The organism is Alphaproteobacteria bacterium, assembly GCA_039980135.1.
Classification (GTDB): domain Bacteria; phylum Pseudomonadota; class Alphaproteobacteria; order UBA6615; family UBA6615; genus UBA8079.
In genome coordinates this window covers 56,256-73,305 of the sequence record JBDXCV010000001.1, presented here as the reverse complement: position 1 = coordinate 73,305, position 17,050 = coordinate 56,256, and the positions used below count along the sequence as shown (strand labels likewise).

Below are 17,050 nucleotides of genomic sequence, written 5' to 3'. Positions count from 1 at the left end.
ATTCCAGCTCGCGCGCGCTACTCTGCGGCTTCGCGGACCTCGAACCCATCCCGCGTGAGGCCAGCCGCCACCATGGCATCACCAATCCGCGCGATCTCAGTATCAGGCAGCTTGACCAGCGGCGGGCGGACCACCGCGCGGTCCTGACGGCCGAGATGGACGAGCGCTTCCTTCATGCGGTTGTGCATGTCGCCGAACGGGTCGGCGTAGAAGGCCTCGGTGGCGTGCAACATCCGATCGGCCACGGCCTGCGCCATCGTCATGTCGTCGGCCTGCACTGCCCGGAACAACGCGACCTGCATGTCGGCGATCACCGAGCCCGCGCCGGACAGCAGGCCGTTGGCCCCCATCACGAGGGACGACATCATCCATGACGAGTTGGTCGACAGCACGTTCACCGGTCGGGGCAGGTTCTGCAGGGCGTTGATGTGGCGCTGATGGGCCTGGGGCGGCGACCAGTCCTTCACCGCCTGGATCGTCGGAATCTCTTCGGCGAGCCCGACCAGCGTGTCCAGAGAATAGGCCAGCTCATCGCCATACTGGAACACGATCAGCGGCAGATCCGTGGCGTCGGCGATGGTGCTGAAATGGGCCATCGCCATTTCCGGCCGGTGGCGGATGCCGCCCATGCCCATGGAATGAGGCGGAAAACACAGCAACGCGGATGCGCCGCCCGCCTCGGCCATCTTCGCGATCTTCGCCGCCTCGTGGCTGCCGTCGGCGTAAACACCGTTGATCAGCGGGAGTACATCGCCGATCTCGTCCATGGACACATCGAGGATTTCGCGTTGCTCGTCGAAGGAGCAGGCGTGGATTTCCGAGGAATGTCCGTTCACCGTGACGGCGGAGATCCCGTCCGTCGCGGCCACGAAGGACAGATGGCGCCGGGTCTCGGCCTCGTTGATCCCGAAATCCTCGTCGAACGCGAGAATCGCAGCCGGAATCACGCCTGCGGGTGTGTAGTCCCTGAACTTCGCCATGTCGGTTCCTCCTGCGGTCCTTCTATCTAGCCGTGATCATAGTCGGCGAGCGTCGTGCCGTCTTCCACATAGACGGTCTTCTCGTAGCCGCCGGGGCGTCCGTTGGTGAGTGATTCGAGCAGCCAGTCGGCGATGCCCGGATAAATCTGCCCGGCCACTTCGCCCATGGGATGGAACACCCCTTCATAGAGCCAGAGCTCGCTCGGGCCGCCGAGCCCGGCACGGAAGGTGGCGATGTCGGCGGGCGAACACAGCTCGTCCATGTCACCGGCCACCAGCAGATGCGGCACCTTCAGGCCCTTCGCCGCGTCGGGCAGATGGGCCAGACGGGCGACGAACTCATCGAACTCGCCCTCGTCGGAATAGCCGGCCATATACATAAAGATACGTTTGAAGTTGGGCTGGGCCTGCTCGAAGATCATGTCGAACGAGCCGACATTGGCCATCTGGCCGCACACCGCGCTGATGCGCGGGTCGGCCGCGCCGATCAGCACGCCCCAGCGCGAGCCCATGGACATGCCGAAGATGCCGATCTTGTCTGCATCCACATCGTCGCGGGTGACCAGCCAGTCGACGACCGCCGAGGCCGCCTGCTCGTAGTTGTTTTCGGTCTGCCAGGTGCCGTCGCGGTTGCACGCGCCCTGCCCCGGCCCGTCGATGGCGCAGACATTCATGCCCCGGGGGATGAACTCGTTGTTGAACGGGTTGCAGACATCTTCCTTGACCTGGTCCATGCCCGGCAGCGCGATGATCGTCGGCTTCGGGCCATCGCCAGCTGCCTTATGGAAGGTCACATAGGCGTTCTGGCCCGGCGCGAACTCGACGGCCTTGGATTCCATGGTGCCGTCGGACCATTCGACGACCTTGTCATAGCAGCGATACAGCCCCTCGAACCATTCGACCTTCCGGGCCTCGCCATGAATGGGGATCAGATGCTGGGCGCGGCCATAGCAGATGGCGGCGCGGTGATAGAGCTGGCGTGCGGTATACAGACGCCCGCGTGTCTCGGCGTCCTTCGCCATGCCTTCGAGCACGGTTGCCCGCTTGCCCCATGCCTTGGGGAAGGACCGGCGGCCCGAGACTTTCGAATAGACCGCGTTCAGGTCCTCGAACTTGGTGCCGCGCTCGAGCCGGTTGCCCATGATGCCGGGATGCAGGACATCCTCATTGTCCGACAGCATCAGGAAATTGTCGAAGATCCAGCCTTGTTCGGCGCGCAATTGTGGTTTCGGCATTGGTGTTTACTCCCCCTGTTTCCGGATTTGATTCCGGTTCCTAAATTTCTTCATAGCCGCGCTCGCGCAGCCGGTCGACCAGCGTGTTCACGGCATCGGCGGGCAGCCCCAGTCCCGACAGGACGAAGGCACCCATCTGCAGGCTCGATTCCGCCAGTTCCGGGATCGTCCGCGTGGCACCCGCCGCGTCCAGTACGGCGGCATGTTCGAGATCGCGCGCGCGGGCATATATCTGGACATCGGGCCAGCGCTTGCGGATATCGCGCACGGCATGTTCGGCGTCCCGCTCCACGTCCAGGGTCAGAACGATGGCATTAGCGTCTTCCGCACCGACTTTTGCCAGCACGTCGGTCCGGCGTCCGTCGCCGAAGAACACGGGCTCGTCGCGCGCACGCAGTTTCGCCACCAGTGCTGAATCCAGATCGATCGCGACATAATTGATCCGTTCCTCGCGCAACAACGCCGCGATGGTCGCACCGACCCGGCCGTAGCCGGCTATGATCACATGGTGACCGAGGTCCGCGATCTCGTCGGGCGCGGGTGCAAGCGATTGTGACGCGCCCCGCTCGAGCCAATGCGCCAGACGCGCACCGGCGATCGCCAGCGCGGGCGTCACCATCATCGCCAGCCCGGCAACGATCAGGAAGAACTGGCCGGTCTCCGCCGGGACAACCCCTCCGACAATCGCCAGGCCGACCACGAGCAAACCGAACTCCCCCGCCTGCCCGAGCAATATGCCGGTATGCGCGGCAGCTGACAGCGGCAGACCGAACATTCGGCCCAGCACCGTCAGCACACCCGCCTTGAGCGCGATCAGGCCGACAACGGACAGAATGATCATCAACGCCAGATCGGCGAAGGCATGCAGGTCGATGCTCATCCCGACGGCGAGGAAGAACAATCCCATCAACAGCCCCTTAAAGGGCTGCACGTCGACCTCGATCTGGTGACGGAATTCCGTCTCGGCCAGCAGCAACCCCGCAAGGAACGCACCCAATGCGAGGCTGAGCCCGGCCGCTGCCGTGGCCGCCGACGCGCCGATAACGGTCAGCAGCATGATCGCGACGAAGAACTCCGGTGCCCGCGCCGACGCGGCCAGCCGGAACAGCGGCCGCAGGACGATCCGCCCCAGCACGAAGATCGCGATGGCGGCCGCGATCGCGACCCCGAATCCCACCGCGAGCGCCTCGATAAAGCTCCCGCCCGTCGCGCCGGTGAAGGCGGACACGAGGATCAGGATCGGTACGACGGACAGATCCTGGAACAAAAGTACAGAGAATGACGCCCGCCCGACCCGGGTCGAAAATTCCCGACGCCGGATCAACTCCTCCACCACCACGGCCGTGGAGGACAACGCGAAGCTCGCACCAATCAGGATCGCGGCGTAGACCGAGTTGCCCCAGGCGAAGGCGATCGCGCCGATCGCCAGGCCCGTGACCAGCACCTGAGCCGAGCCGAGCCCCAGGACCAGCCGCCGCATGGACCAGAGCCGTTCGATCGACAGCTCCAGGCCGATCAGGAACAGCAGGAAGACCACGCCGAACTCGGCGAGGACCCGCACGCTTTCCACGTCGGTGATCGTGACATAGCCGAGGACCGCAATACGGTCGGCGAATGCGCCCAGACCGAAAGGACCGATGATCACCCCGGCGAGCAGAAACCCCAGCACCGGGCTGATCCGCACCCTCTGGAACAGCGGCACCAGAATCGCCGCGATAACCAGAAAAACGACGACTTCGCGCAAAAACGGAACGGCGGTCTCGTGCATCGGGCGGGATTCCTTTCCGGCCCCAGACTATGACAGTTTCAACACCGATTCACCGTGTCGACAGCGCCCGGTCAGCCGTGTGCGTGGTCGGCGATGGTCGTACCTTCCTCGATATAGGCCGTCACACGTTCGCCGGCCGGCCGTCCCTCGTTCAGGGTTGTCAGCATCCAGTCGGCCATGGTCGGATAGATCTCCGCCGAGACCTCGCCCATTGGGTGGAAAATGCCCTCATAGAGCCAGAGTTCGCTCGACCCCGCCAGATTGGCGCGGAAGTTCTCGATGTCCTGGGGGGTGCAAAGCTCGTCCATGTCGCCGGCGACCAACAGGTGCGGCACCGTCAATTGCCTGGCCACGTCCGGCAGACTGTCATGTGTCTGCATATGCGCGTCGAAGGCGTCCTCATCCGAATAGCCGGTCATGTACATGAAGATGCGTTTGAAGTTGGGCTGGGCCTGCTCGAAGATAATATCGAAGGAGCCGACATTGGCCATCTGGCCGACCACGGCTTTCACACGCTTGTCGGCGGCGCCGACCTGTACGCCCCAGCGTGAGCCCATGGACATGCCCATGACGCCGATCTTGTCGGCGTCGACGTCGTCACGCGCAACCGCCCAGTCGATCACGGCGGATGCGGATTTCTGGTAATTATCGGCGGTGAGCCAGGTCTCGTTGAAGTTGCACTCGCCCTGCCCCGGGCCGTCCATGCAGACGATGTTCATGCCGCGGATCGTGTAGTCATTCTCGAACGGACAGCCGACGTCTTCCTTCAGCGCGTCCATCCCGGGAATGATGACGACGGTCGGCTTCGGCCCGTCGCCCGGTGCCTTGTGATAGATGGCGTGGACCTTGTGGCCCGGCGCGAATTCCAGCGAGACCTTCTCCATCGCGCCGTCGGACAGTTCGATCAGCTTGTCGTAGTTGCGATAGAGGCCGCGATACCAGTCTTCCTTGTTGGGGTCCCGGTGAACCGGCACCAGATGCTGGGCGCGGCCGAAGTGCAGCGCCGCCCGGTGGTAGAGCCGCCGCGCGGTGACCAAACGTCCCTTGCCCTGGGCCTCCAGCGCCATCGCCTCAAGCTTCATCGCGCGCTTCGCCCACGCCTTGGGGAAGGAGCGCCGACCGGTCACCTTGGTATAGACCGCGGTCAGGTCCTGCATCATGAAACCGCGCCCGAGCCGCGTGCCCATGATGCCGGGATGCAGAACATCCTCGTTTTCCGACAGCATCAGGAAATTATCGAAGATCCAGCCCTGGTCGGCGCGCAATTGTGGTTTCGGCATGTTGGTGTCTCCCCCTTGAGAATTGTGCAGACCGGTGTCCGGTCAATTTTTCCAAAACTACAATTAAGTCTCGTCCACCGCCAGTCGTCGCGGACCATGCTTGGGCAGGCTTCCCTTCCCCGGCATAATGCCTCCTCGATAACAGCCCGGGGACCATCCATGTCCGTCACGACCAAACTCCATCCCGAACTCCGTCTCGATCTGTCCCCGCCCGTCGCGACCATCACCATCGACGCGCCCGACAACGAAAACCGCCTCAACCCGGATTCCCTGCGCAATCTTGGCGCGGTCATCGACGAATTGCGCACGAGCGTCGACATCCAGGTGGTGATCTTCACCGGCGCGGGGGACGAATGGTTCTCGGCCGGCCTGATGAACCCGGCCATCCGTGCCGCCATGACCAAGGACGAGGTGATCGCCTATGTGGTGGACGGCAACCGCATCTTCGACGAGATGGAGGCCCTGCCCCAAATCACCGTCGCCGCGATCAACGGCAAGATCGTCGCAGGGGCATCCGAGTTGGCCCTGGCCTGCGACATCCGGATCGCGGGCGAACATTCGACCCTGATGCTGCCCGAGGCGAAATGGGGCGGTTTCCCCGGCGCCGGCGCGCCGCACCGCCTGCCTATGGCTGTGGGCCACAGCCACGCCATCGAACTCATCGCATCGGGCAAACAGATCGATGCCGCCGAGATGGCCCGGATCGGCTTCGTGAATCACCTTCACCCAAAGGGCGCCGTCCTCGACGCCGCCACCGAACTCGCGCAGTCCATCGGCGCGAACGGGCCGCTCGCGACCCGCGGCGCCAAGCGCATCGCCCGGGCGCGCCGGGAACCGGGCTTCCGGGCGGCACGCGAGCTATCGGATTCATTGCGCCACGCGCTCGAATGGAGCCATGATGTGGATGAGGGTATTGCCGCCGCGACCGAGGGTCGCCCGGCCAAGTTCACCGGGCGTTAGGACCGACCTTTAGGAGACGAGACGATGAAGACATGGTTCGCCATATCGGCCTTTGCCGTGCTTCTTTTTCTTCCCCTGGCGCCGGCCCATGCGGACGCCATCGACGGCAACTGGTGCAATCAAGAGCTGGGGTATCTCGAAATCAGGGGCCCGCAGATCGTCACCCCCGGCGGCAATCGGCTCTCCGGTGACTACGACCGGCACGGGTTCCGTCATGTCGTGCCCGCTGGTGAGCCCCAGCCGGGCGCAAGCGTCGATATGGTCCTGGTGGACGACGACACATTGCATCGGGTCGTGGCGCCGGGTGCCGCGGCGAAGCTCGAGGTCTGGCACCGCTGCCAGGCACCGGTCAGCTAGCGATCCGCGCCCCTGCGACTGCATTCAATTTGCATTCGCTGCGGGACGGGGTAGCCTGCATCCAACAACAAATTATTTGAACCGGGGGAACGAGGATGGCGGAATTCACCGCTGCGGATCTGGCCGTCGAGGACCAGTATAAATTGATGAGCGGCGCGATCATCCCGCGCCCGATCGCGTTGACCGTCACGCTCGGGCCGGACGGGCCGAACGCCGCGCCGTTCAGTTTTTTCAACTGCATCGGCGTGTCGCCGCCCATGTTCATGATCGCCTGCAGCCCGAAGACCGGCCCCAAATCCGGCGGCAGCACGGGCCTGCTCAAGGACACGGTGGCCAATCTGCGCCATCACCCGGAGATGGTCGTCCATATCGTGGATTACGAGTTGCGCAACCGCATGAATGCCTGCGCGCTCGACTATGACAGCGATGTCAATGAGATGGAGATCGCGGGGTTCAACACGGCCCCGTCGAAATTGGTGGAACCCCCGCGCATCACCGACTGCCGCGTCGCGCTCGAAAGCAAGCTTATCGACATCCATGAGATGGGCACCCTGCCCTACTACGTGATCTTCGGCGAGGTCGTGCACTTCCATTTGGACGATGCCGTGGTAAACGACCGCCTGCATGTGGACCCCGGGGCGCTCGACGCGCTGGGGCGCATGGCCGGCAACGGTGGCTACACGAAGATCACCGACAAGTTCACGATGCCCTTCCTGCACCCGCCGGGTTCCGCGCCACCCGAAGAGACCATCGCCAAGGCCCAGGAAATCGCGAAGACCGACCGCTGACGCGGGCGGCAACCAGCCGGAGAGACCGACATGTCCGATGCACACGAATCCGTTCAGGCCGATCTGGTCTACGCCGTCGATACCGGCGAGAAGCTCGTCAACCAGACCATGCCCGCCGGCGACATGTCCCGGGTCGTGACCGGGACATACGAAATGCACCCGCGCGACATCCGCAACGGCCGTCTAACGCGCGACGAATTCGCGCTCGATCGGAACGGTTTCGAGTTTGTCGATCACCCCACAGCGATGACCGATTTCTTCGATCCCGATGAACTCACCAGCGTCTATTACCCGGAAGCCTGCAGGCTGGTCGCGGAAGTGAGCGGCGCCTCCCGGGTCGAGGTGTTCGATCACACGATCCGTTCCAGCGACGACGACACCCGGAAGGAGAAACTTGTCCGCGAGCCGGTTCACTCGGCACATAACGACTACACGGAAAACTCCGGCCCGCGCCGGGTGCGTGAAATCTTCCCCGACGAGGCCGACGACCTGTTATCGCGCCGCTTCGCCATCATTCAGGTGTGGCGGGCAATCCGCGAACCGATCGAGCGGGACCCGCTGACCATCTGCGATGCGCGCACCTTCCGCCCGGAAGACCTGATCACCGCCGAGCGTCGCTACCCGCACCGGGTCGGCGAGACCTATCGCCTGGCCTTCAGCCCGGGACAGGAATGGTACTACTTCCCGCGTATGACCCGCGACGAGGCGCTGGTGTTCAAGGTCTTCGATTCCGACGCCAGCCTGGATGGGCGCTTCACGCCCCACACCTCCTTCGCCGATCCGACGAGTCCGCCGAACGCACCACCGCGCGAGAGCATCGAAATCCGGACCTTCGCCTTCTTCGACTAGGGATTTTCGCCGCTGTCCGCCAGCGCCGCATCGACGAACGCCGAAGCGGAGCCGAGATAGTTCTCCGGCCTCGCAAGCGCCTTCCAGTCCACGGGCGCATCCGTGCGCGCCGACAGAACAGCGATCAGGTTTTCACCCGTTCGGCCGACATCCGCGCAGGCCTCTCCCACCAGCTTCTGGGCGTCGGCCCGCGGCAGATGCGCCGACAACGCGAAGGACGCCGCCTCGGCGAGGCAGAGGCCGTTGGACGCGTCGATGTTCGATCGCATACGCACCGTATCCACAACCAGCTCCGATGCCAGATGCCCGCCATGGGCGAGTGCGCCGCTCGCGGCGAGGACCATGTTGGGCAGGGTCAGCCACTCGAGCGACCAGGCGGACCCGCTGCGCTCGTTTTCATGCAGCAACGCCTGGTGCATGCCGGCGACGGCATGCGCGTTGTAGCGGGCGAGGGTCACGAGCGCTTCGCTGCGCACCGGGTTCGATTTCTGCGGCAGTGTGGACGACCCGCCCCGTCCGGCCTCACCGGTTTCGCGCAATTCGCCGACTTCACTCTGGGCGAGCAGTCCGACATCCAGGCCGATCTTGCCCAGTGCGCCCGTGAGCAGCGACAGCCAGGATGAGAGTTCGACGATCGCATCACGCTGACTGTGCCAGGGCAGCGCCGAAAGTTCGAGATCGAGAATCTCCGCCAACGCCCGTCGCACACCGACACCATTTTCACCCAGCGGCGCGAGCGTACCCGCCGCCCCGCCGAGCTGGACCACCAGCAGTCGTGGACGCAATTCGGCCAGCCGCACCCGCGCGCGAACCAATGGCGCACGCCAACCCGCAACCTTGAGCCCGAAGGTGGTGGGCGCAGCCTGTTGCATGCGGGTCCGGGCCAGCACAGGCGTCTCACGATGTTTCCGCGCCAGCACCGCCAGCGCCTCGGCCAGATCGGCGAGCCGAGCATCGAAGTGATCGAGCACGTCCCGCAGCACCAGAACCAGCGCGGTGTCGATGGCATCCTGGGAGGTTGCACCCCAGTGAACATAGCCGGACGCATCGCCGCCAACCGCTGTGCGCAGCTGGGCAACCAGCGCAGGCACGGGGACGCCCGCGGATTCGGTTCCCGCGCCGATGGCCGCCAGGTCGGGCGCAAAGTCCGCCAGTTTTTCCTCGATCGTCGCGGCCACCGTCTCCGGGATGACGCCGCAGGACGCCTGGGCCCGGGCCAGTGCTGTTTCGAAATGCACCATTCCGGCGATGCGGCGTTCCTCGGACAGAAACGTGCGCACCTCGGCCGTGGCAAACAATTCCCCATGGGAGATGGCGCCAAACGGATCGCCAGTCATCGGCCGATTTCCTGCGCACCGCGGTCAAACATCGAAGAAGACTGTTTCCTTCGGGCCCTGCATGTGGATGTCGAAGCGATAGACGCGGCCTGGCAGATTCTCATCGCGCCGGGCGATCAGCGTATCGCGCCGTTCCTCAGGCACCGACGACAGAACGGGATCGGCCGCATTGGCCTTCTCATCGTCGGAAAAATAGGCCCGGGTGTAGGCATGCAGAAGCATGCCGCGCATCATCACGATAATATTGAGGTGCGGCGCCTGCGCGCCATCGACGCTGCCCGGCTTGATCGTATCGAACTGGTAGTGACAGTCGGGCGCGGTGCCGGTGCCGAACCGGCCAAACCCTCTGAATTCCGGGTCGAGAAGGTTGTCCTTGCGGTCATCGGCCGGGTGATTGTAGCGCCCGTGGGTGTTCGCCTGCCAGACCTCGATCAAGGCATCGGGGACCAACTCGCCGGCGCCGTCGAACACCTGCCCGATCAGACGTATCCGCTCGCCTTCGACCGAATCCGCAGCCATATCCCCGCCGGCGACGCTGGCGAGCGGAAAATTATACTGTTCGGGCGCCAGGCCGTAGGCGAAATAGGGGCCAACCGTTTGCGACGGCGTTTGTCCGCGCTTCATCCTTCAGCTCTCCATCGGGGTCGCCCTGGGGCCCCGCAGCACGATGTTGAAATTGTACCCCAGAGCGAATTCGGGTTCCGTCAGGCTCAGGTCGAATGCCGAGATCATGCGCTCGCGCGCGCCTGCCGGGGCGCTCTGGTAGATCGGATCAAGATCGAGAAGCGGGTCCCCGGGGAAATACATCTGCGTGACCAGCCGCGTGGCCAGGGTCGGTCCGAACAGCGAAAAGTGAATATGATTGGGACGCCACGCATTGTGGTGGTTGCCCCAGGGATACGCGCCCGGCTTGATGGACCGGAACTCGTAACGTCCGTTCTCGTCGGTCACGCATCGGCCGGCGCCCAGGAAATTGGGGTCGAGCGGCGCATCATGCTGATCCCATTCATGAATGTAGCGGCCTGCCGAATTGGCCTGCCATATCTCGATGAGCGTGTTCGGCAGCGGCCGGTCATTCTCATCGACCACGCGGCCCGCGACGACAATTCGTTCGCCCAGCGGTTCGCCGTTCTTGCGCGCATTTTTCGTCAGATCCGTATCCAGCGGACCGACCGCATCATGCCCATAGGCCGGACCGGTCAGTTCCGACAGCGATTCCGGAATCGGAATCAACGGTTTCGATGGCCCGCGCAATCGCGTCGACTTGTAGTCGGGGTGGATATAGGCGGGCTGGCTCGTCCAGTCGCGGTTATTCTCCATCGGCGTCACATCCCGGATTCAATAAGGTAAACCCACGTAGTTTTCGGCCAGCGCCGTCATCGCCGCCTCCGAGGAAAACAGATACTCGAGCTCGGCCTGCTGCATTTTCGCGCCGAAATCTCCCTGGTCGGGAAAATTGTGGAGCATGTTCGTCATCCACCAGGAAAAGCGCTCCGCCTTCCAAACGCGCGCCAATGCGCGTGCCGAGTATGCGTGCAGACCGGCTTCATCGCCAGCTTCGTAGTGCGCGAAGAACGCGCGCGAAAGGTAGTAGATGTCCGATGCCGCAAGGTTGAGTCCCTTCGCGCCCGTCGGCGGAACAATGTGGCCGGCATCGCCCGCGATGAACAGCCGGCCATGGGACAGGGGTTCGGCGACGAAACTGCGCAACGGCGCGATGGATTTCTCGATCGAGGGTCCGGTTTCGAGATTCGCGGAAACCGAACCCGGCAACCGCGCACGCAACTCGTCCCAGAAACGATCGTCCGGCCATTCCTCGATATCTTCGTCGACATCACACTGAACATAGTAACGGCTCAGGGAATGCGAACGCATGGAGCACAGTGCGAAACCCCGCTCGTGGCTCGCATACATCAAATCCTCGTCGACGGGGCGTGTCTCAGAGAGAACGCCGAGCCATCCGAAGGGATAGACGCGTTCGTAGGTCCGCAGAACATCCGCGGGAATTACCGTCCGCCCGACACCATGATAGCCGTCGCACGCTGCGATAAAGTCGCAATCGATCCGCTCCTCGACCCCGCCTTTCCGAAAGGTCACGCTGGGTGAGTCCTGGTCGATACCGTGCGGCATCACGTCCGTAGCTTCGTCAATTATGACGCCGCCCATCGCGTCGCGCGCCGCATACAAATCGCGTGTGATCTGGGTCTGCCCGTAGACCATGACGACTTTGCCGCCCGTCAGGCTTTCGAGATCTATGCGCTCGGCCCGGCCGCCGAAGGCGATCTTGAAACCTGTGTGAATCAGGCCTTCGCGGTCCATGCGCTCGCCGACGCCGGCTTCGCGCAGAAGCGCGGCCATCCCCTGTTCGATGACGCCGGCACGGATTCGCCCCATCACATACGCGCGCGACTGACGCTCGAGGATGACGTTGTCGATCCCGTGCAGGTGCAGGAGCTGGCTCAACAGGAGCCCCGAAGGCCCGCCACCAATGATGCAGACTTGCGTTTTCAAACCGCCCCGCTCCGTCCGGCCCGATCGGTCATTCCGCATTCCCGGGAAGGCCCAGATCGACACCCATCTCCAGATAGGTTTTCTTCGCCACCGCAATGGCCGCATTCGCCGCGGGCACACCGGCATAGACCGCCACCATCAGCAGCACCTCCTTGATGTCGTCCATCGAGGCCCCCGTATTGGTTGTCGCACGGATATGCATGGCCAGTTCGTCATGATGCCCCAACGCCGCCATGAATGCGACCACGAGGAGGCTCCGCTCCCGCGTGGTCAGCCCGTCGCGGGTCCAGACCGAACCCCAGGCGGATTCGGTAATCAGCTGCTGAAAATCGGCATCGAAACCGGTTTTGTTTGCCTCGGCCCGGTCCACATGATCGGCGCCCAGAACGGCGCGCCGCACCGTCATGCCATCTGCATGTTTGCTGTCAGTCAAGATCGTTCTCCGCAAGAAATTCGGCGATGGCATCCGCCATCACCGTCGGCTGCTCGATGCAGGGCAAATGGCCCGCATTCGCGACCTCCAGATAGCGCGCGCCGGGAATGGAGGCCGCCAGCTCGCGCACCAGTTCCGGTGGCGTCGCGCCGTCTTCGTCGCCGCAGATGCAAAGCACCGGCACATTCAGCCCCCCGATATCGGTGGTGAGATCGCCGCCGGCGAGTGCGGCACAGGTCCCGACATAGCCTTCAACGGGTGTGCGCACGAGAAGGTTGCGCCACAGGGACAACTCGCCGGGTGCCCGGCTTCGAAAGTCGCTGGAGAACCAGCGTTCCATGATCCCGTCCGCGATCGATTCCAGTCCGCCGGCGCGGATCGCGGCGATGCGTTCCTCCCAGGCTTCGCCTGTCCCGATCCTGGCTGCCGTGTCGCAGAGCACGAGGCCCGTCACCCGCGCCGGGTGCGCGACGGCAAGGCCCTGTGCGATCATTCCGCCAACGGAAACGCCGACGACAACGGCATGCGCGATATCGAGATGATCGAGCAGCGCATGCGCGTCCGCCACATGGTCCGCCAGCGAATATGGCGCCGGCGGCGCATCCGAGATTCCATGGCCACGCTTGTCGTAGCGGACAATGCGGGCCGTGTCCGCGAACCGGGCAACAACGTCGTCCCATATACGCAAATCGGTGCCGAGCGAGTTCGAGAACAGGAGCGTCAAAGGCGCATCCGTTGCCCCCTCGTCGCGGAAATGGATTCCGACCTCACCGCGTCTGATTATCCGGACAGCCATTCAGTTTCTCCCTCACAACTCACCGCATGCACACCCAATGAAGCTTAGCATCCAATCCGGCGCGAATGCCCCCCTGTCGGCGCGCCGGCAGTGCTTCCCGCCGGCGCATACCCGGCACCCGGGCGCGGCACTCCCGCGTCAGCGCAGCTATTCCCAGCTTCCGCCGATCAGGACGAAGGCGACGCGGGCCGGCTTGCCGGACTTGTTGCTCCAGGCATGGTTCGTGCCACGCTGGATCAGCACGTCCCCCGGTCCGAGCACGGTTTCCTCGTTCTCCATGATCGCCGTGATTTCGCCTTCGATCACGATGGCATAGTCCACGGTTTCCGTGGTGTGCATGCCCGGATGCGCATTTCCGCCGTCGGGGCGGTCGGCATCCTCGAACAACTTGCCGAACATGCCGGCGAACTGGCGGGCCATCTCCTCGGGGTCCTCGGGATCGGGCGGGTATTCGATCACGCGCAGCACCGTGCCGCCCGCCGGCGGCAGGACCCCTTCATGGGTCTCCACGGCATCCGGCGCACCGACGGGCGCGGGGGCCGCGCCGGTGACCCAGATATTGTTCACGACATAGCCCGGCCGGGCGTCTACCGTCCGCACCGCGGGCGTGGGCCCGTCCTCGGCGATATATGAATTGCCATCCGCGTCGATCGCCGTCACGACCCGTCGCGTTACCTTGTAGTCTTGCGCCATATTCTCCCCCTCTCGGTCCGATACCGAACTCGCGTTGGCCCCCATTCTACACGACCCAACACACGTCACATTCTGATAGTCTGACACCACTGATTTCGGGGGAACATTCATGATCCAGAGCATGCCTGCGGACGTTGCACCCGCGACCGGTCCATACATCCGCAAGGTCGGCGCGGCCTGCGGCGCGGAAATCGAAGGCGTAGACCTCTCCGACAATATGGACGATGCAACCTTCGCCGCGATCGAGGCGGCATTGGTCGAGCATCAGGTGATCGTGTTCCGCGGACAGGACATCACGACCGAAGACCAGAAAGCCTTCGGGCGCCGGTTCGGCGCGTTGACCGTCCATCCGTTCGCGCCCAGCGACAGCGAAGCACCGGACCTGATCGTTTTCGACAATGACGCCGACAACCCGCCCTGGGGCACGGATGTCTGGCATTCCGACGAGACGTTTCGGGCGGAGCCGCCGCTGGGCACCATACTGCGCGCCCTGATTGTACCCGACTATGGCGGTGATACGCTGTTCGCCAGCATGGCGGCGGCCTATGAAGGGCTGAGCGATCACATGCAGCAGTTCGTCTCGGGTCTCGAGGCGGTCCACGACTTCAAGCCCTTCCGGCAATTGTTCGATGATGATGCCGAGAGCCGCGCAAGGCTGCGGGACTTCGAGGACCGGTATCCGCCGGCCGTACATCCGGTCGTACGGACCCACCCCGTCTCCGGCCGCAAGGTGCTGTTCGTGAACCCCCAGTTCACGATCGCGATCAAGGGCATGGACGAAGCCGAAAGCCGTGCGGTGCTGGAGTTGCTGTTTCACCAGGCCGAAGTACCGGAATACCAGTATCGCCATCACTGGACACCCAACACGCTGGTGTTCTGGGACAACCGGTCCGTCCAGCATTACGCAATCCACGACTACTACCCCAACCGGCGGAAGCTCGAACGGATCACAATCAAGGGCGACCGGCCCTACTCCGATATCCCAGCCATCGGCGCCGACGTGGTCCGCTCCCGCAAGGGGGCACGCGCGATCAGCCAGTCGGCCCATGGCGGGCATGCCCCGAAGGAATAGGACCGTTCCCGCGTTGCCGAAATTGTCCCCTCTGCCGCCGGGCCGTAACGAATTGCCATGACCCTTCTCTGGATACCCCTGACCATCGCCGCCGCGTTCCTGCAGAATGTGCGTTCGGCACTGCAGAAGCATCTCAAGGGCGAGCTGGGAACCATCGGCGCCACCTTCGTGCGCTTCGGATACGGATTTCCATTCGCGCTCGTGTATCTCGCAACCTTGGTTCTGCTGTTCGATTTCGAACTGCCGCGACTGAATCAGGATTTCCTGATGTTCGCCGTGGTCGGCGGGCTGGCGCAGATCCTGGCAACAGCGCTGCTCGTGACCTTGTTCGATGCCCGCAACTTCGCGGTCGGGACCACCTACTCCAAGACCGAAACCGTGCAGGCGGCGGTGTTCGCTCTGGTGTTTCTCGGTGAAAGCATATCCACGGCGGCGACAATCGGCATCCTGATCAGCCTCGTGGGTGTGATCTCCATTTCCGCGGCCCGCGCGCCGGCCGGCCTGGCCGGGATTGCCAAATCATGGCTGGCGCGCCCGGCGCTGATCGGGCTCGCGTCGGGCGCCTTCTTCGGCGTGGCCGCCGTCTCCTACCGCGGCGCGTCACTGTCGCTCGGCGGGGACGGCTTCCTCGTGCAGGCGTCCTTCACGCTCGCAGTCGTTCTCGTGTTTCAGACGGTTGTGATGGCGACATTCATGGCCCTGCGCGATCCGGGCGAGATCCGCCGCGTCATCAAGGCATGGCGCGTCGCCGGCCTCGTCGGATTGAGCGGCGCACTCGCATCCATCGGCTGGTTCACGGCCATGACGATCCAGAATGCGGCGCTTGTCCGCGCCCTGGGACAGGTCGAACTGGTGTTCACCATCGCCTCCTCGGTGCTCATTTTTCGCGAAAAAATCCTGCGCCTGGAACTGACCGGGATTATCCTGGTTGTCGCCGGAATCATCATCTTGCTGCTGTTCTAGACACGCACGGAGGACCCACATGAAAGCGATCCAGATTCAGGCCTATGGCGGTCCCGAAGTCATCGAAGTCGTCGACATCCCCATCCCCGAACCCGGTCCGGGCCAGGTCCTCGTGAAGGCACATTCGCTGGGCGTGGGGTACCCCGATATCCTGCTGCGGACGGGTGTCTACAAGTGGAAACCGGCCCTGCCGACGATCCTGGGAAACGAGATGAGCGGCCATATCGCGTCGCTCGGCGATGGCGTGACGGATTTCGAGGTCGGTCAGCCGGTGCTCGTCTTCGGCACTGGCGGCGGTCGATATGCCGAATACAACGCGGTGGACACAGCGTTGGTCACGGCGTTGCCGGAGACAGTTGACCTCGAGGCCGCCGTCACGATCCCGAACTACCTGGTTGCTTGGGCCATGCTCTATGGCGTCGCGCGATCAGAGGATGTGAAAACAATCTATGTGAACGGCGCGGCCGGCGGGATGGGAACCGCGATCCTCGATTTGTGCCGCAGCGCCGGTATCGCCACCATTGCGGGCGCCAGCAGCGACGAGAAATGCGCATTCGCCTCTCAACTCGGCACATTGGGAACGGTCAATTATTCAACCGAAAACATCGTCGAGAAGGTCCGCGAGATCACGGATGGGCGCGGGGTTGATGTGAGCTTCGATCAGTTGGGGGGTCCTGGACTGGTCCGCGACCTGGATATGCTGGCGCCGTTGGGACTGGTAATTCTCTACAACGCACTCGCCGGTGCGCCGGATGAAGACCTGTTCGAGGGACTTCGGGCAAGACGTGGGCTGAGCATCGGCCTGCAATGTTTCTCGCTGCACGCCTTTGACGAAGATCCGGACCGGAAAGCTGATATTTTCGATGCGCTGGTTGCGGAGTTCGCGGAAGGCACGCTATCCCCGCCGATCTTCGACCGGCTGCCATTGTCCGAGGCGCGGCGGGCGCATGAACTGATGGACAGCCGTGCCATTCTGGGAAAACTGATCCTCAAACCCTGATCGGCGCATGGGCACAGGCTCAGGCGTG

The 17,050-nt window shown here is 63.7% G+C and carries 18 protein-coding genes; 7 read left to right on the top strand and 11 right to left on the bottom strand.

Annotation, left to right across the window (positions count from 1 at the left end; translation table 11 throughout):
• Nucleotides 1-17 precede the first annotated feature (17 nt).
• The 4 genes from ABJ363_00355 to ABJ363_00340 form a co-directional block, all read right to left on the bottom strand.
• The gene (locus ABJ363_00355; GenBank protein MEP4377421.1) at nt 18-980 is read right to left on the bottom strand and encodes a dihydrodipicolinate synthase family protein; all 963 of its coding nucleotides are present in this window, start codon (nt 978-980) and stop codon (nt 18-20) included.
• A gap of 26 nt (nt 981-1,006) precedes the next feature.
• Complete coding sequence (locus ABJ363_00350; GenBank protein MEP4377420.1) at nt 1,007-2,215, bottom strand: alpha/beta hydrolase; 1,209 nt, start codon at nt 2,213-2,215, stop codon at nt 1,007-1,009.
• Between the two features lie 40 nt (nt 2,216-2,255).
• A complete protein-coding gene (locus ABJ363_00345; GenBank protein ID MEP4377419.1) occupies nt 2,256-3,983 on the bottom strand; it encodes a cation:proton antiporter in 1,728 nt (575 codons plus the stop codon).
• A gap of 71 nt (nt 3,984-4,054) precedes the next feature.
• On the bottom strand, nt 4,055-5,263 hold the full coding sequence (locus tag ABJ363_00340; GenBank protein MEP4377418.1) for an alpha/beta hydrolase: 1,209 nt from the start codon (nt 5,261-5,263) through the stop codon (nt 4,055-4,057).
• A 159-nt stretch (nt 5,264-5,422) separates the two neighbouring features.
• On the opposite strand from ABJ363_00340, the gene ABJ363_00335 reads away from it, so the two are divergent.
• The 4 genes from ABJ363_00335 to ABJ363_00320 all read left to right on the top strand — a co-directional run bounded on the left by ABJ363_00335 (nt 5,423) and on the right by ABJ363_00320 (nt 8,217).
• Nucleotides 5,423-6,223: an enoyl-CoA hydratase/isomerase family protein gene (locus ABJ363_00335; protein ID MEP4377417.1), complete on the top strand. Its 801-nt coding sequence runs from the start codon at nt 5,423-5,425 to the stop codon at nt 6,221-6,223.
• A 24-nt stretch (nt 6,224-6,247) separates the two neighbouring features.
• Nucleotides 6,248-6,580 carry a hypothetical protein gene (locus tag ABJ363_00330; protein MEP4377416.1) on the top strand — a complete coding sequence of 111 codons (333 nt, stop codon included), beginning with the start codon at nt 6,248-6,250 and terminating at the stop codon, nt 6,578-6,580.
• A 95-nt stretch (nt 6,581-6,675) separates the two neighbouring features.
• A complete protein-coding gene (locus tag ABJ363_00325) occupies nt 6,676-7,368 on the top strand; it encodes a flavin reductase family protein (protein MEP4377415.1) in 693 nt (230 codons plus the stop codon).
• 30 nt (nt 7,369-7,398) lie between these two features.
• On the top strand, nt 7,399-8,217 hold the full coding sequence (locus ABJ363_00320; protein ID MEP4377414.1) for a CmcJ/NvfI family oxidoreductase: 819 nt from the start codon (nt 7,399-7,401) through the stop codon (nt 8,215-8,217).
• On the opposite strand, the gene pcaB is transcribed toward ABJ363_00320, so the two are convergent.
• The 7 genes from pcaB to ABJ363_00285 all read right to left on the bottom strand — a co-directional run bounded on the left by pcaB (nt 8,214) and on the right by ABJ363_00285 (nt 13,987).
• On the bottom strand, nt 8,214-9,554 hold the full coding sequence (gene pcaB / locus ABJ363_00315) for a 3-carboxy-cis,cis-muconate cycloisomerase (protein ID MEP4377413.1): 1,341 nt from the start codon (nt 9,552-9,554) through the stop codon (nt 8,214-8,216). The genes ABJ363_00320 and pcaB overlap by 4 nt on opposite strands.
• A 24-nt stretch (nt 9,555-9,578) precedes the next feature.
• The gene (pcaG, locus tag ABJ363_00310; protein ID MEP4377412.1) at nt 9,579-10,178 is read right to left on the bottom strand and encodes a protocatechuate 3,4-dioxygenase subunit alpha; all 600 of its coding nucleotides are present in this window, start codon (nt 10,176-10,178) and stop codon (nt 9,579-9,581) included.
• Between the two features lie 3 nt (nt 10,179-10,181).
• On the bottom strand, nt 10,182-10,874 hold the full coding sequence (gene pcaH, locus ABJ363_00305; GenBank protein ID MEP4377411.1) for a protocatechuate 3,4-dioxygenase subunit beta: 693 nt from the start codon (nt 10,872-10,874) through the stop codon (nt 10,182-10,184).
• A gap of 18 nt (nt 10,875-10,892) precedes the next feature.
• Entirely contained in the window at nt 10,893-12,065 is a 1,173-nt protein-coding gene (gene pobA / locus ABJ363_00300) for a 4-hydroxybenzoate 3-monooxygenase (GenBank protein ID MEP4377410.1), read from the bottom strand.
• 28 nt (nt 12,066-12,093) lie between these two features.
• Nucleotides 12,094-12,498 carry a 4-carboxymuconolactone decarboxylase gene (gene pcaC, locus ABJ363_00295; protein ID MEP4377409.1) on the bottom strand — a complete coding sequence of 135 codons (405 nt, stop codon included), beginning with the start codon at nt 12,496-12,498 and terminating at the stop codon, nt 12,094-12,096.
• Nucleotides 12,491-13,294: a 3-oxoadipate enol-lactonase gene (gene pcaD, locus ABJ363_00290; protein ID MEP4377408.1), complete on the bottom strand. Its 804-nt coding sequence runs from the start codon at nt 13,292-13,294 to the stop codon at nt 12,491-12,493. The genes pcaC and pcaD overlap by 8 nt, the downstream gene beginning before the upstream one ends.
• Before the next feature lie 147 nt (nt 13,295-13,441).
• Nucleotides 13,442-13,987: a cupin domain-containing protein gene (locus ABJ363_00285; protein MEP4377407.1), complete on the bottom strand. Its 546-nt coding sequence runs from the start codon at nt 13,985-13,987 to the stop codon at nt 13,442-13,444.
• Nucleotides 13,988-14,096: 109 nt separating this feature from the next.
• On the opposite strand from ABJ363_00285, the gene ABJ363_00280 reads away from it, so the two are divergent.
• Genes ABJ363_00280 through ABJ363_00270 form a run of 3 tightly spaced genes read left to right on the top strand, consistent with a single transcriptional unit; the run spans nt 14,097 to nt 17,022 of the window.
• On the top strand, nt 14,097-15,059 hold the full coding sequence (locus ABJ363_00280; GenBank protein ID MEP4377406.1) for a TauD/TfdA family dioxygenase: 963 nt from the start codon (nt 14,097-14,099) through the stop codon (nt 15,057-15,059).
• A gap of 57 nt (nt 15,060-15,116) precedes the next feature.
• Nucleotides 15,117-16,022, top strand: coding sequence for a DMT family transporter (locus ABJ363_00275; protein ID MEP4377405.1), 906 nt, complete (start codon nt 15,117-15,119; stop codon nt 16,020-16,022).
• 19 nt (nt 16,023-16,041) lie between these two features.
• Complete coding sequence (locus ABJ363_00270; GenBank protein ID MEP4377404.1) at nt 16,042-17,022, top strand: zinc-binding dehydrogenase; 981 nt, start codon at nt 16,042-16,044, stop codon at nt 17,020-17,022.
• The last annotated feature ends 28 nt before the right edge of the window (nt 17,023-17,050 follow it).